Source organism: Rhodopirellula baltica SH 1, assembly GCF_000196115.1.
Taxonomy (GTDB): domain Bacteria; phylum Planctomycetota; class Planctomycetia; order Pirellulales; family Pirellulaceae; genus Rhodopirellula; species Rhodopirellula baltica.
Map to the genome: position 1 here is coordinate 4,976,781 of NC_005027.1, position 15,489 is coordinate 4,992,269.

The 15,489-nt window shown below is 55.0% G+C and carries 6 protein-coding genes; 3 read left to right on the forward strand and 3 right to left on the reverse strand.

Annotation, left to right across the window (positions count from 1 at the left end):
* Positions 1 to 179: 179 nt before the first annotated feature.
* The gene (locus RB_RS19040; protein ID WP_164922224.1) at positions 180 to 2,036 is read right to left on the reverse strand and encodes a TolC family protein; all 1,857 of its coding nucleotides are present in this window, start codon (positions 2,034 to 2,036) and stop codon (positions 180 to 182) included.
* A 260-nt stretch (positions 2,037 to 2,296) separates the two neighbouring features.
* On the opposite strand from RB_RS19040, the gene RB_RS19050 reads away from it, so the two are divergent.
* The 3 genes from RB_RS19050 to RB_RS19060 are packed head-to-tail and all read left to right on the forward strand — an operon-like array spanning position 2,297 to position 7,013.
* Positions 2,297 to 3,682: a biotin/lipoyl-binding protein gene (locus RB_RS19050; RefSeq protein WP_011122237.1), complete on the forward strand. Its 1,386-nt coding sequence runs from the start codon at positions 2,297 to 2,299 to the stop codon at positions 3,680 to 3,682.
* Complete coding sequence (locus RB_RS19055) at positions 3,682 to 4,806, forward strand: efflux RND transporter periplasmic adaptor subunit (protein ID WP_164922225.1); 1,125 nt, start codon at positions 3,682 to 3,684, stop codon at positions 4,804 to 4,806. The genes RB_RS19050 and RB_RS19055 overlap by 1 nt, the downstream gene beginning before the upstream one ends.
* Complete coding sequence (locus RB_RS19060) at positions 4,803 to 7,013, forward strand: HlyD family efflux transporter periplasmic adaptor subunit (RefSeq protein ID WP_011122239.1); 2,211 nt, start codon at positions 4,803 to 4,805, stop codon at positions 7,011 to 7,013. The genes RB_RS19055 and RB_RS19060 overlap by 4 nt, the downstream gene beginning before the upstream one ends.
* A 17-nt stretch (positions 7,014 to 7,030) precedes the next feature.
* On the opposite strand, the gene RB_RS19065 is transcribed toward RB_RS19060, so the two are convergent.
* Positions 7,031 to 12,799: a protein kinase domain-containing protein gene (locus RB_RS19065; RefSeq protein WP_011122240.1), complete on the reverse strand. Its 5,769-nt coding sequence runs from the start codon at positions 12,797 to 12,799 to the stop codon at positions 7,031 to 7,033.
* Entirely contained in the window at positions 12,789 to 15,398 is a 2,610-nt protein-coding gene (locus tag RB_RS19070) for a hypothetical protein (protein ID WP_011122241.1), read from the reverse strand. Before RB_RS19070 ends, RB_RS19065 begins: the two co-directional genes overlap by 11 nt.
* Positions 15,399 to 15,489: the final 91 nt, after the last annotated feature.

Genomic DNA, 15,489 nt, shown 5'->3' on the forward strand with positions numbered 1-15,489 from the left:
ATCGTGTACCCGACAGAGGCCTTCTGTCGGGTACAAGTGTTGCAAAGGCGCTGGCCGCGAATGATGAGAAGTTGGCTGCCACCTTATGGCGTCCGTCTGTCACCGCTCCGCGGTGATTCCGTGGCGCCGACCCTGAACGGGGTCGAAGATCTTCCGCTCACCTGACAGCCACGAACCGGCTACTCAGAAGCAACCGGCACTGCTTTGACCGTGTCGCCGATGATTCCGACGTGGCAGTTTTCGAGCAAGGTCCCGGATTCGAAGTACACGTTTTTGGCCGCGATCATGTACTCGGTCATCGCCAAGTGATAGCGAGACTGTGACTCGTTGAGCCGTCGCTGGGCGTCAAGCAATTGCTCCAAACTGATCGGCAACCCCGCCTTGCGGTTGGCCTCGAGAGCATCCAGTGCATCCTTCGAGGCCAGGTAGCGATTCAAGTTGGTTTCCATCTGGGCGTATGCTCGATCCGTCTCCGCGACCACCGCTAGCAAGTCATGGGTGATCTGCCGCTCTTGCTCTCGCAACACCGCCCGTTCACGCGCCACCTGAATCTTGGCATGCTGCACCGCCGCGTGTGCTTGGCGAAAACCAACCGGCATACGGAATTCAACTCCGGCTTCATACTCTTGGTAGTCGCCGGTCCCAAGTTCGTTGAACGCGGAATCGCTGCCCGCCAAATCCTTGCCGAGACCGCGCAGTCGATACGTGGTGACAAGGTCCAAAGTTGGCAGTTGAAAGTTCTTCGCCGCGATGACTTCTAACTCGCGACGTTTGACCAGCAACCGCTGTTGCTGCAATTCGCTCCGCATTCGCAACGCGTCAACCGCCAACGATTGAGAGTCAAAGATCAACGGAGCCGACAAGGGTTCGTCGACAGGACGCAGCAGTTGCCCATCGGCGATCGGCAAACCAATCAACAAACGCAAACGACGCTCCGCCGCTTGAACTCCCGTGACGCCCGCGAAGGTGCCGCCAGAGGTGGAGTTGTTGGTTTGGGTTCGCTGAATCAGTTTGCCCGCGATCGCGTCTTGCAGCTCTGACACAAATCGGTAGTACTGCTCTCTTGCCAAAGCTTCCGCCGATCCGCCGCGTCGGTTGGACGACTTCTGTGCGTCATAGCTTCGCCATGTTTCTAAGCTGCGAGCGACTGCTTCTTGCTTGGCGTCGACATCGCGATAAGCAAAGTACAAATCCCAGTACGCATTGATCACGTTGCTGAGATAGTTGCGGGCGTCTTCGCGAAACTGAGCGTTGGAGATGTCGCTATTCGTCTTCGCAATCAAGACACCGTTGTACACACCCGGCAAAGCCGCTGGCCCGGCGATCCGGTTGAATGCCAACCCGCCGCCCTGCAGCAATGGTTGTCGCAATTCAGCGTGCAATTGCGTTTGCCAGGCACTAGGCGTCAGGTTGCCCGTCGCATTGTTCGCGTCGTAATCCGTGATGCTTCGCAGACTGATCTCCGCACCCGTTGCCGTTCGCTTGGACAACTGCAATACGTAGTCATGCACATCTTGCTTGAACGCGTTAGCACCACCGCCAAAGAATCGGTTGTTGAACCGACGGTCGTTGTTTTGCCAAGTGCCGACCGCAGTGAGCTGCGCATCAAACGCCGAGAGTGCGGCTTCCATTCCAAGTTGTGGATCCGTTTGGACCAATCCGGGGCTCTCATCGGTCGTCACCGTCTCAGGTGCCCGCAGCACGGTTGCATTGAGATCCCGCAAGACCTCACTGTTGCTCATCGCTTGATTGAGAGCTTGCTGCAGCGTCAGGTCTCGGTAATCCGCTTTGGCCAATGCCTCGGGATCTCGTAATGTCAGCGGTGCAATCACCGGTGTCGTGAGCGTTTCCGGCGGTGCCCCGGCGTCAACGCGAGACATGATCTGATCGACATGAGCCGTGCGATTGCCAATCGTTTCAGGCAATGCCCTTGACGCACGGCAACCCAACGAACTGATGGCCGGTGCCATCGTCAGAACCATTCCGCCGGCGCACAAAATCCGCCGAGCTCGATGACCCAATGCCCATCGAACCATCGAACGACCTGCACTGGGTCGACCTTTGGTCACACTTTCCCCTCGATGAATCCGCTAAATGAGGGCGCAGGAGGCACAACTGATGCAACCCGCACTATCCGGATTCTTCGACTGATCGATGCATCGAGATTGAGCGAATCTCAATCAAATGGAGCAGCGAGGGTTTCCAAGTACACCCAAACAACGACGCAGAGACTTTGCGACGGCTGGTTAAACTAGGCAACTGGTTTCAACCGTGAAACCGGCTCCCAATCGCAACCATGACAGCCACCATTCCATCTCAATCCGCCGCGCCGACCGATGAACTGACACCGTATCAACTGTGTCACGACATCGTCGCTCGCACTCGCGCTGACCGAGCGTTGTGGTTCGCGCGGCGAGAGAACCAATGGGTTCCGATGGGTTCCTCCGTGCAATCCGAGACCGCGGTGGATTCGCCCGTCGCTCGCGATTGGTCCTCGATCCTTTCGCATATTCAGGAATCGACCGAGCCCCGAACTGACACGTTCTTTCAAAACCAGCTGGATCGTTATCGCGAGAACTCCGGTGCGCAAACGATATTGATTCTGCCGCTTCGTGCGAAAGAGGCAACCGAAGCGACGTCGTTCTTAATTCTTGAAACGTTCGACTCGTCAGCACAACAAGTCGACTCGGCAGATCTAAGAGCGGACTGGGAATCGATCAGCAGCACACTTGCCCCCGCGCTCCAGCGTGCAGTCGACCAATTTCAAACATCGCCGCCACGCCCCAAACGTCGATTCTCGAGAGCAATTTGGGCGACCGTCCTCGCCGCCGTCACGTTGGTCCTGGCTTTTGTCCAGGTTCCCTTGCGACTCCCCGTGGCAGGCAGCCTGGAACCGATCCACCAACAACGTCTCTTTGCACCGACTGCGGCCCGAGTGGTCACGGTACACGTCGAAGATGGACAACAAGTCGAACCGGGCACACTCCTTCTCGAACTGCGAAGCGACGAACTCGACCTGCAAACCCAAATGGTCGCGGGAAACTTGGCGACAGCGAAAGCAGAACTGGCCGGGCGTCGCACGATTCGATCCGGCCGATCGAACCAATCGAGTTCGTCCGACACATCAACCGAGTCGAGCGGGCTGCAATCTTCGACGAACGAATTGGTTCTTCGAGAACGTATTCGATCGTATGAGAAACAACTTGAGCTACTGCAGGCCGTGCAAGAATCGATGTCGATTCGCTCGACAGTCCGAGGCCAAATCCGACGCTGGGATGAAAAAGAAACCTTGGTGGGACGTGACGTCTTCCAAGGTCAATGGCTTTTTGACGTGGTGGATTCATCCGCCGGAATGATCGCCGACCTGGAACTGGCCGAGCAACACATTGGACATGTCCTGCAGGCCCAATCAGAAAGCCAGCCTTTGATCTGCCGCTTGCGTCTGCGGGCTCAGCCTGATGTCAGCTGGACCGGTGAAGTTCAAGATATCGCATCTGCGGTGCATCCCAATGCCGAACAACAACCTGTCATCCGACTCGGCGCCACCGTACCGTCGACTCTAAAAGGTGTCACCGACCAGTCGATGGGCTCGACGGTCGTTGGCGATGTAGCAGCAGGACGACGCAGTCTCGCATTCGTCCTCTTTCGTCCCTTCTTCGATTCCCTTCGGGAGATTTGGTAATGCACCGAGCAATGATCGCAGCGGGACTTTCACTTGTCGTCGCCTTCCCCGTATTCGCCCAAGACTCGCAACGGACAGTTTCGAACGACTCGCAACAAACAACTTGGATCGGCGATCTGATTGTCACGGCTGCGCAGTCAGGATCGGCCGTCGCCGTGCATCCCGGACGGTTGGTCAAAATTCATGTGACCGAAGGTGACGCTGTTGATCTCGGTGAATTGCTGGCCAGCCTCGATGATGTGGTAGCCAGCCTACAACATCAGTCCGCTGAACAAGATCTCGCGATCATCCAATTTCAAAGTGACCAAACCTTGGATCTCGACGCCGCTCTCGCATTCCTTGAAGAACAGAAGAGTGCGGCAAGGGAACACGACGCCGGCGCAGCGATTCAAAAACGTCTCGCCGAAAACGACATCCGTGTGCAGGCTGCCCAAAAAGCCGAAGCGGTTGCCAAGAGCGAATGGACGCGTGCGGTCAACGCGAAGAAAGATTTCGACGACGCGGTTTCGCAATCCGAGATCGATCAATTCCGCCTTGCTTATGAACAACGAAGTCTGGAAACCCAGCAAGCCATCTTTGAACAAGAGAACGCTCGCTTGGAACAATCGGTCGACCAGGCCACCGCGGCATCTCTGCAAACCAAAATCCGATCGGCCGACGTCGCAGTTCGACAAGCTAAGGCAGCGGCGAACGTAGTCCAGCTTAAAAAAAAGCTCAAGGAGCAACAACTCGAACTGGCACGGGTAAACGTCGAACAACACTCATTGAAGTCGCCGATCGATGGAATCGTGGTTGAGGTTTCGCACCGAGTGGGTGACTGGGTCCAACCCGGAGAATCGATCGCACGTGTGGTGCGACTGGATCGCCTGCGAGTGGAAGGCTACCTGCCCGCCAAATGGATCCATTGGCTTCGTGACGAATCCGAACCCAAGCTGATCGTCGAGCTTGCGACAGGTGAGACAACCGAACGAACCGGCGAAGCAAAATTCATCAGCCCCGAAGTCGATCCACTGACCCGAGAAACTCGCTTCTGGATTGAAGTTGACAACGCCGACGGAAAATTGCTCCCCGGGTCACCGGCTCGACTGTTGCTTCCCAATATTGATCACGGAACAACACGATGAATTCCGTGGCCATCCAACCTCGATTGCGTCCGGATTTGATCTGCCGGATCATCCGCGTTGGGAAAACCTTTCAGTGGGTCATCCGAGATCCCGTGGTATCCACGCGAGGCTCCCACGATCGCTCCTCAGCGCAGTGGATGGTCAATGAGCAAGAATTTGCGGTTCTGCAAAGCCTGGATGGACGAAGAACGTTCGAGCAAGCTCACCTTCATTGCCAACGTCTGCTCGCACCAATCAAACTTTCGCGAGAAGACTTTGCGGCATTCATCAACCAAGCCAATCAAAACACTTGGCTCACCACCGCGTCAGCTGTCGCCACTCAAGCCATCTCGCAAAGTGAAGCGAGAACCCAGCAATGCGAATTGAAAAAGTCTTTTTGGCAACGTGCGATTAAGAATCCTTTGGCAATTCGAATCCCGTTGGTGGATCCCGATCGATGGCTTGATCGACCGGTTCAATTCGTTCGAAACTTTGTTGCAAGGAATCGACCTGCCTGCGTGATCTTTGGCTCAGCGTGGACCGTGTTCGCAGGAGCCATTCTTCTCAAGCACTGGGAGCAATTGATTCCGGCGATCGGTCAGAGCACCGAGGCGTTGCAATCCCCATCCACTTGGATCGTTTTGGCGATTGTGATTTCGGGAGTCAAGCTGATCCATGAACTCGCCCACGCGATCGCCTGCAAATGGTTCGGAGGAAGCTGTCACGAAATGGGCGTCATGCTGTTATTCGGCATACCTTGTTTGTATTGCGATGTCAGTGACTCTTGGTTGATGCAGCAACCTTGGAAACGAATGTTCGTCTCCGCCGCAGGAATCCTGGCTGAATGCGTGATTGGATCACTCGCACTGGTCGCCTGGACTCATTCGATGCCAGGACTGCCGCAAAACATATTGCTGTTTGTATTGATGGTCACATCGGTCAACACGTTGATCCTCAACGGCAATCCATTGATGCGTTATGACGGCTACTACCTGTTGTCCGACGCGGCTTCCGTTCCCAATCTAGCAACACGTTCGCGCAGCGTTTTACAAATGCGATTGCGGTCATGGTTTTGGGGTCTATCTTCGGTTCAAACGGAATTACAGTCCCAACCAACCACGGTGCAAGACGATCGCGACTCTATCGGATTGCTCGCCTACGCACTTGCAAGCACTGCTTATCGCTTGGTGGTCTTCGGAGCCATCGGTTGGCTTCTACTCAACCATCTCGCGTCGATCGGTGCGACCGCCATTGGCATTGTCGCAATCGTGATTCTCCTTTATCGCGTGATGCGAGCTTGGACCGCTCCCATCGTGCGAACTCCATCCGATCTCGCTCCTGGGAAAGCTCGTCGCCGTTCTCGGTTGATGATTGGCATGGTTGCCGTCTTGTTGCTGGCGATTCTCTTCACACCGATTCCTCACCGCGTGAAGGCAACGGCGAAGGTTCAACCGATCCAGCAATCAAAGATCTTTGCATTGACCACGGGTCGCCTGGAATCAATTGCCTCAACGGGACAGTTGGTGCGAGTCAACGAACCACTCGTCAGGCTGTCAGACTGGAAAACCACCCTCCAAATCGAACGCCTCGAGGGCGAGATTGCTGAGTTGGAAGCTCGCCTGAAGGGCACTCGCATGAGCCGCATCCAATCGGACGCCGGAACTACCACTTTGGCCAATATCCCGACCAATGAATTCGCTTTGCAAGCCAAACGCGAAGAACTGCTGACGATCCAAAAGGAATCGGAGCACCTTGAGATTCGTTCACCTCACGCGGGTCAGATCGTTGCGGTTTCGGCCAATCCCATCACACCCTGGCAGCGATCAAGATCCCAAATCGGATGGAGTGGCCAGCCAACTGAAGCGATCAACCGAGGAGCTTGGATCAGCAGCGGAACTCCCATTTGCAACGTCGTATCAAACGATCAACACAAGGTTTCTGTGTCCGTTGACGCATCGCAGATCGGATGGATACGAGAGGGCCAATCAGCCGTCACGTCGTTCCCTTCAGGCACCACATGGACGGGAAATGTCACAGAAGTGGGCACGCGTCCGTCCGAGAATGATGGGACTTACAAAGTCACTGTTGCACTGGATTCAGACAAGCGACCGTTTAATTTTGCTCCACCATCCAATTGGACAACCAGCGTGAGCGTGCACGTTGAGCCTTCTTCGCTGTGGAAACGAACCAAGCACTGGCTGGCCACCCACTTCCGTGCGGATAGCTGACAACACTAACTTGGTCATCAGTCAGGATCCACCATCGCCGGCCACAACCGCACGGTGCCGTCTTCGGATGCCGTCATCATCAGATCACCCTTGTCGGTCAAATCCAACGCGGACAATGCATTTTTGTGACCACGCAGCTCTAGCAGCTCTCGTCCGAATCTCGCTTGCTCGTCATGATTCGCTCCTTGAGCAATCGGATCCCAAACTCTCACCGATCGATCTTCGCTAGCTGTAAACAACCGAAGCGGATTGGACAGCACGGCTAAATCGGCAATCGGTTCCGCATGCCCAATTAGCTGGATCGGCGCCTTCATATCAGCCCCTCCCAGCCTCGGGTTTTTGAACCACTTCGACACATCCCACATCCTCGCGACGTTGTCGGATCCACCGACCGCGACCCATCTTGAATCATTGGAAAAGCGACCGACGTTCAGTTTACCCAGCGACGGATCCGCCACCAGATTGAGCGTCGCCTTCCCGTCCATCCGCATCAACGTTGCCGCACCTTGATTGGTCGTCGCCAGCAAGCACGAACCATCCGGGCTGAAATCCAACGAAGCGATCCCACCTTGCAAGATCGGATCGTTCCACTGACGAACGGACTGGAATGATCCGGTTTCTTCATCGAAGTCCCAAACACGAACTCGCGAATCGTCGCCGCCGGTCACCAAGCGAAACGTTTCCTTCGGTGAAATTGCAATCGCACGAACGGTGCCCTCATGAGGCGACTCCAATTTGCCGACTGTCTTTCCCGACTCCGCGTCCCAAACTTTGACACTGCGACTGGCTGTGATTACCCGGCGATCACCCCCGGCAAATGTGGCTCGCGTGACCGCACCGTGAGCTCGATAGCTCATTAAATGGGTGTTGGAGTCCCCGTCCCATCGAAACGCCGCATTGCCATGCATGGTCACAAAACGGGCACCTTGCAGCGACGCCACCGCCGTGCACTCCCCAATGCGTTCTGGCAACTCAACTGCCGCGACTCGCTTCGCCGTCCCAACGTTACCGGACAGATCCCAAGTCTCAACGCGACTGGATCGTCCGCCAGCCGGAGTCACGACCAAACGAGCTAATCGACCATCAGTGGAGAAAGCCGCTCCGCCAAAGTTGGGACGACCACCAAAGGCACTGGTCTGATCATTCGAGAATGTTTCCGAAAGCAACCGCTGTTGTTTGCCATTGGAAAGATCCCACCAGGTCACATTGGAAATCGTTCGGTCGGTTCGCTTCGATTGATCGATTGTGATCGCCTGCCGCCCATCGGGTGAGACGACAAGATTCATCACGAAACCATTGGTGTCATGGCGGTCCACCCAAGTCCTGTCAGACCAACGCCAACGCATCAACGACTGATTGTCTGATCCAACCCAAACACTTTTTGAATCACCGGCGAACGAAGCCGTGTTGATGCGAAAGCCAAGAAGATCGTCGATTGGTTCGCCAACCGGCTCACCTGTTTGCAAATCCCATACACGGCCTCGGCCCGCTCGATCACCGCTGAACAACCACTGGCTATCAGGAGAAATCGCCAATGCGGCGACGGATTCTTCATGCCCATTCAAACGATGCAGTAACCGAGGAGAGACTTGCTTGGACGGGTCCAACTTCCAGACCAAAACATCCGATTCGGCGGAACTGGAACCGGTAGCAAGAAGACTTCCATCTTTCGAAACCGCCAACACATCGTTCAGCCCCGTGCCACGAACGCTGCCGAGTTCTGTCCCACGATCGATGTCCCAAATGCGGACCGTCGCGTCGGCATTGCCGAGGAACAACCGGCGATGCACAGGGTCCATTCGCATGGACATTGCACCGAACGCGCTGCCTTCTTCCAGTGTTCCACCATCTTCCTCCGACGACGACTGATCCGATGAGATCGTCAGTCGCGTGTCGAAGCGGGAGGTGCCGGGATCTATCGACAACACTCGCGCCGTGTGATCGCGACTGGATGTCACGACCTTCGTTCCATCGGGGCTGAATCGGGCCGACCAAATTTCATCGTCATGAGCGGCCGTTTCGAAGGCGTCCAAACCATCCGCCGCTAAATCTTGATTGCTCGATGCCCGAGCGGAAGTGAGATCCTCTTCCAATCTGCTGTCCAACCGACCCGTTTCCGATTCCCAATATCGAAGCGTTTGATCGTCGCCCAAAGACAGCACGTCCCCACCTGATGCAGGAACAAACACAGCTGCCTTCACCGCACCCCCGTGACCTCGCAAAGATCGTTCGCGAGCCCATGGCCCGAGTTCAGCCTCGTGCGGAATGTCTGCGAGCTTCCAAGTTCGCACCACGTAATCCTTGCCAGCGGTGATCAGGCGATCGATCGTTTTGTCATAACGAATGGCCTGCACCCCGCCACGATGAATTGGTGCGGGTTCGGCTGACGCTTTGGGTTCATCAATGCGGGTATTAGATGCATCAACCGAAGCCAAATCCTGAACCGCACTTTCAATGCTTTTTTTCGGATCCGCATCAACCAAATCGCCTTGCCCCCAAACGAAAACATTCCCATCGGTGTCACCGCTTGCGAACACGGGAGAGTCATCCTCCATCCAAGCCGACAACGCAGAGACCTCCGAATCATGCTGCATGAAACGGCCAACCCGCGTCCCCGCTCCGTCTCGATTGACACCGATGTTCCAAACCGCCACACGGCCACGTGCCGAATCGTTTACCGCCGCAGAAACCCAAACCGTTTCACCATCGCGAACAGCAGCGACCTGCGTGACCGGACCGACGTGCCAGTGTTCGCTGTAAGCAGGAATGTCGCTTTCATTTCTCGAATTCAAGTTCCAAAGCCGAATGGTGCGATCTGTGGATGACGAAACCAAAGTATTCGAGTCGGCAAAACCAAGATCGCTAACCGGTCCGTCGTGCGCCGGCAATCGTGAAACGCGAACGGACAAATCCTCGTTCCAAATTTCGATTTTTCCGTCGAGCATTCCGAGTGCAACTTGTTCACCTGATTCATTCATCGCCGCAGCCGTGACGAATCCACCATTGGGATCGCTCCATGCTTCCGCCATCGCCAATCGACCAGTATTGGCAAGAGAAAACGTCGCAATCTTCCCATTATCTTGAACAATCAAACCACGCCGAGACTCACTCGTTGGAGCCTGAGCCAACAACAATTGATCCGCGATCACAGGTAGCGAAGCGACTGTTTTGGATTGATGAACGGTCGCTGACAACCAGCGCAGTTCCCACGGTAATGGATCGTTGGGAAACCGCTGTCGATAGTCTTCGGTCAACTCCGAAAGAATCCGTCGAGCGTCGGAGAACTCGTTCCGATCCACACGCGCTTTGGCCAGCCCGATCTGCGAAACATACGACTCATATTCCGCCTCGGCTCGAGCGATCTCGGCCTTCTCCTGAGCAACCAGGGCGGCGTTTGCACTGATGCGAGCCTCCTCTGCATTTAACTCGGCGCGTTTTTCGTTGCGTTCCGCTTCCTTCGCATTCTTAACAGCGAGCTTCGCGTTTTCGACGGCTTCCTTTGCATTCGCGTCCGCCTTCTCCGCGTTTTTTTTCGCTAACTCTTCCCCAGCCAGAGCGCGATCCAAGTTATCCTCGGCCAATTGCAAATTGTTTCTCGCTTGTTTGGTCGCACCTTCTGCGATTTTCCTTTGCTCCTCAGCTTCCTTGCGTCTCAGCTCCGCATTCTCTGCAAATTGCCGTGCCTCTTGTTCTTTCGCGTTGATCGTCACCAATGCGAACGCACCGCCGACAAAGATGAACAACAACATCGCAGCGACGGCACGCTTCAAGAACTTGAACCGCGACTCACGAGCCTTGCGATCCTGAATGGATTGTTCCAGCTTCGTCGCCAGGGTTTCGTGCTCGGGCGAATCATGCAGCAACAAGCCATCCGGTTTCAGCAACGACAAACCAAGATCAAAGTCTTTGTTGTCATGAGCTGCGGAAGCGTGAGCCAACCGCGCCCGAGCGATGCCCTCTCGCGCTGTTTGGTTTCCATCCCACAGATGAAGTGCTTCCTCAAACCCAAACGTCGCTCGTGAGAACAACGTGTACGAAAGCGTCTGCTCGGCCTTGTTCAGATCATCTGTCGCCCTGGCCGCCAACGAGATGCTTTCGGAGTGCGATCGGTATTCGCGAATGGCTTCTTGGAACTCGATCACGCTCGAATAGCGGTCTTCGATGCGAGTCGCCATCGCTTTGCGAGCAATGTTGAGCAGTTCGCCTTCGTGCCGTGGGTCCACTTCGCGAATTTCGTTGGTCGCGACCGCTCGCAAACACTCTCGAACATTCTTTGCGTGGTGCGGCGCCTTGCCGGTGACGATCATGAACAGCGTTGCGCCGAGCAAATAGATATCCGCCGCTGGACCGATCGCCTCTAACGGTCCCGTCGCCATTTCAGGCGCCATGAACGATGGTGTGCCACCCAATCCTTTCGCGGGTGTGATTGAATTGAGTTTTTCAAACTGAGGCATCGCCAACGCGATTCCCCAATCCATCACCATCACGACACCAAAGTCACCTAACATCACGTTTTCTGGTTTGATGTCTCGGTGAATGATCCCTCGCGTGTGAGCGAACGCGATTGCGTCGGCCACTTTGATGAGAATCTCGAGATTCTCATCCCGCGACTTCTCGCCGATGATTTTGTTCCAAGGCGTGCCGACGACACGTTTCATGGCGTAGAACAAAGTGTTCTCACCAGTCACCGCAACGTCGTGAATGGGAACGATGTTGGGGTGATCCAAGTCGCCGGTGATCACCGCTTCGGTCAAGAACTGCTGACGCCGGCTGTTCTCAGTGGACTCCAATCTCCCCTGTTTCCGAAGTGCGTCGCGTTTGTCTTCTTCCAACGGCTTGATGATCTTGACCGCGATCAATCGATCCAAAGATCCTTGCCGAGCAACGAAAACATTGCCCATCCCACCTTTGCCAAGCAACCGAACCAATCGGTAGTCCGACGCTTCGGTTTCGCTTTCCTGCGGAGTCGTGACTTGCCGCCCACGCAGAGGCAACGACGAACCGGCAACCGCCGATCCAAACTCACTAAACGACGCAACCGTCGCCGCACCGGTGTGAAATTCCTGCGACAGTTTGGACCAATAACTCACGTCCTCGGATGTCAATTCGCGAGGGTTGATGGTTTGACCAATGTCTTCGTCGGTCAGGATGGTTCCCTCGGTCGCCTCGTTCGCATCCTCTCGAGTCTTGGAATTGGCGTGGATGGTGGGGATCGTTTTTTCCGCCGTTTCATCCAACGTCGCATTGAGATCAACGGTGGCCTCTGTTTCCACCACGGTCAGGTCCGACTCTTGGACGGTTGCGTCGACATCGTTCAATGTTTCGTCGACAACCGTGACATTGGAGTCCGATACCGTTTGGTCCGCCTCAAGCAGCGTTTCATCTGGGTCAAAGTCAGCGTCTTCCGCGACCGTTTCATTCACATCTGAAACCGTCGAAGACGCATCCGCAATCGTTGCATCGGCGTCCGTTACGGTCAGGGAATTTTCAATGATGGTTTGATCGGTATCTTGCACCGTCTGGTCGGTTTCCTCGACGGTTTTGTCCAAATCAGCGACCGTCGCATCCGGATCGTTTGAAGGAGCGACCGGAATGATATTGCCTTCGTCCAAGGTTGCATACAAGTCGACATGATCGACCGTTTCGCTCAGCCCGCGATGATCGTTTCGTTCAATCGAATCGGTTTCCTCAACCGTCTCATCCAAACTGAAATGGTTTTCGGTCGCATTCTCATCCTCCGGTAAACCGTGATCTGGTTCGCCTTGTCGATCTTTATCATTCGTCACGATCAGGCTCCTTGTTTGGGAGTTGATCCGAATCCAACTCTTCTAAGTCGAGCGGAATCAAACGCAGCGTTCCCGCTTCCAAGTCATCACCGGTTTGAATCGGACGTCCATCTCTCAGTTCAACCTGCAGAATCGTGCGTTCATCCGACTCGCCAATCACATATTGAATTTCGTACTCGCCATCGGGAAGTTTCGAAAAGAGTCGGTTCAAGGAATCACTTTCCAAGGATCGGTCCGGCAAACGCACCGGTTCGATCAGATCCGCCGCTTCGGGATCGGGCGAAAGAGCACGAAGCTGAAAGAACTCCTCCCGAATCGCTGTTGGACTGGACGAAGCTTCGGACGTTTCAAACGTCACGCTCGTGAGCGTTGTGGTGGTCGTTATCACGACGGGGGTCACCGGATCAACCGGCTCGGGAATCACATCTCGGACAGGCAAAAAAGCAAGCGGAACATTCACGCGTGGAATGACAAAGAACGCTGCCCCTGATTCCAGAATCGGACCAGCTGAGGTTTGTGTCAAAGGATTGTCCGTTGATGAAATCACGCTTCCGGGAACATCCAACGAAACGAGAAGTCCGTCCGTGTTGGGTTGCGTGATGGATTCGCCGATCAACTGGATCGATTCATGATGCTCCACCGCAAACAAAACGTTCAACGGGTCGGTGGCACTTCCGCGTCCATTCAATGTCGATTCGAGAATATCGTTTTCTAAATACACATGGCTGACACTGGTCGTTTGAAACGATCCAGGAAGATTTTCGACACGTTGGAACCGTTCCGTTTCGGCTCCCCAGTCAACAATCAATGTCAAACCGTTTTCACCTTCGGTTCCGAGATTGACCGACAGAATTCCCTCGGCGTCATTGACATCAAACTGTGACAGGATGTTCGTGCGAATGGAGTCATGCTGATAGAACGCTTCGGTCAATTCACCAGGTTCCGGCGCAACCGGAGGAGCAGCCGGACGGGGCGGCAAATCGGGATTGGGTGGAACAAGGTCTTCGGGATCGAGTACCGGTCGCGGTGTGAATTGTCTCGCGATTCCGACGCCATCCCCGGTATTGATTTCGAATTGCCGACCGAGTTCGATCGCGGGTGCAGAAAGTGTCACCGCGCCGGCTTCAATGGATGCCGCTTGGATCTGCACATCATCCAACGCCACAATCCGTTGTGAGGATGACAACCGCACTCGGCCGTCGGTCCCAAGTGCCACGACTTCGGGATCCAACTTGCGATCGGGTCCATCCTCGACGGATTCATCATCCATCAAAATCAAATCGCCCTCAGCGTGCACGTCAACGAACCCATCGCCGGCCATCACGTCTTTGATGATCACATCACCATCGTTGCGAACCCAGATGGAACCTTGGTGAACGATTACTTTTTCGAGAGTCAGATCAAGTCCACCGAATTGTTCCAAACGAAAGTCGCCCGCGCCAAACTCGACGCGCGCAACCACCGGTTCGTCCACCGCCAACCAAACCAAGTCCACGTTTCCATCACCGGCATCAACGTCCAATTGAGTCACCGATTGCAACTCCAACTCTCGTATGTTGCCGATGCCGTCGTTTGCTTCAAGAAGAAGATCGTCTGCAATAAAATCAGCCAAATTGTCCACGGCGGAATCGTTGATTGAATTCGCAAACACCTCGACTCGCGCGTCGCCGGCATCGATCTGCTCCACAATCAAATCAGACTGGCTGACCAATTGCACATCTGCATTGGTCGTGAGTATTCGGACGTTGGAAATTTGGTTGCCGGATTGATTCAACGTCACTTCCGCATCCGCGGTTACATCTAAGTCGTCGACCACCAAAGTACTGGTCGCCAACTGACGAACCGCACCTTGACCAGTGACTTCCAACACCGGCGTGGTCAAATGCGATTCCAAAACCAGATCGTCTTGCAGCCCGATCAATTGCACTCGGTCCTGAACCGTGGTGGTTGCTTCTCCCAAGTCGACGCGTCCGACATCCTCGGTGGTCAGTTCGTTGATGTTGACGACCGACATCCCCAACTCAGGCAACAACGCGAATGATGTCGTTGCGTTCCCGCGGACCGAGATCATCTCCGCCGATACGTCGACATTGTTTCCTATGGTTGATGGCGAAAGCACTTCGACATCCACGCTGTCGTTTCCGAGCCCGCCGCGAACGGTCGCATCCAAACCATCAGGCAATCGCAAGAGCAACGAATCGTTGCCAGCCCCCAAGTTCACTCGAACGCGGCCACCGGTGATAGCGTCGACGCCGATTGAATCGACCTGAATCGGATTGCCAATCACGTCTTGGCCAATCGTGATGGGGATGATGCCGGTTACCGAATCTGTGAACTGAAGTTCGCCGCCCGGAGTGAGCGATGATTCGATGGTGTCAAACCCCGCGTCCCCTTGAACCAACAATTCACCCAACGCGGTCAACTCGGCAGTCGCATTGAGAACCAATCGTTTCTCAAGCGGACGAATGCTGGGAACAAACCGGGCCGGCGGCCTGACTTCGGCGGCATCGGCTCGAGTCCATTTTGCCCACGAACGCGACCAAATTCGCGACGCCTTCGGCCTCCAATCGCGAGCCAATTTGGACTGGAGAAATCGCATGATTCAGGAGGCTTTGGTGACCGAGTGACGAACGTGTATCGAGACGATTTCGCGAAGAAATATTCTAATCCGCACTTGCTTCAGGAACATT

What these genes read in the sequence shown, in the direction of transcription:
- RB_RS19040 (WP_164922224.1), bottom strand. Translation starts at nt 2,036, where the DNA reads ATGGTTCGATGGGCATTGGGTCATCGAGCTCGGCGGATTTTGTGCGCC.
- RB_RS19050 (WP_011122237.1), top strand. Translation starts at nt 2,297, where the DNA reads ATGACAGCCACCATTCCATCTCAATCCGCCGCGCCGACCGATGAACTG.
- RB_RS19055 (WP_164922225.1), top strand. Translation starts at nt 3,682, where the DNA reads ATGCACCGAGCAATGATCGCAGCGGGACTTTCACTTGTCGTCGCCTTC.
- RB_RS19060 (WP_011122239.1), top strand. Translation starts at nt 4,803, where the DNA reads ATGAATTCCGTGGCCATCCAACCTCGATTGCGTCCGGATTTGATCTGC.
- RB_RS19070 (WP_011122241.1), bottom strand. Translation starts at nt 15,398, where the DNA reads ATGCGATTTCTCCAGTCCAAATTGGCTCGCGATTGGAGGCCGAAGGCG.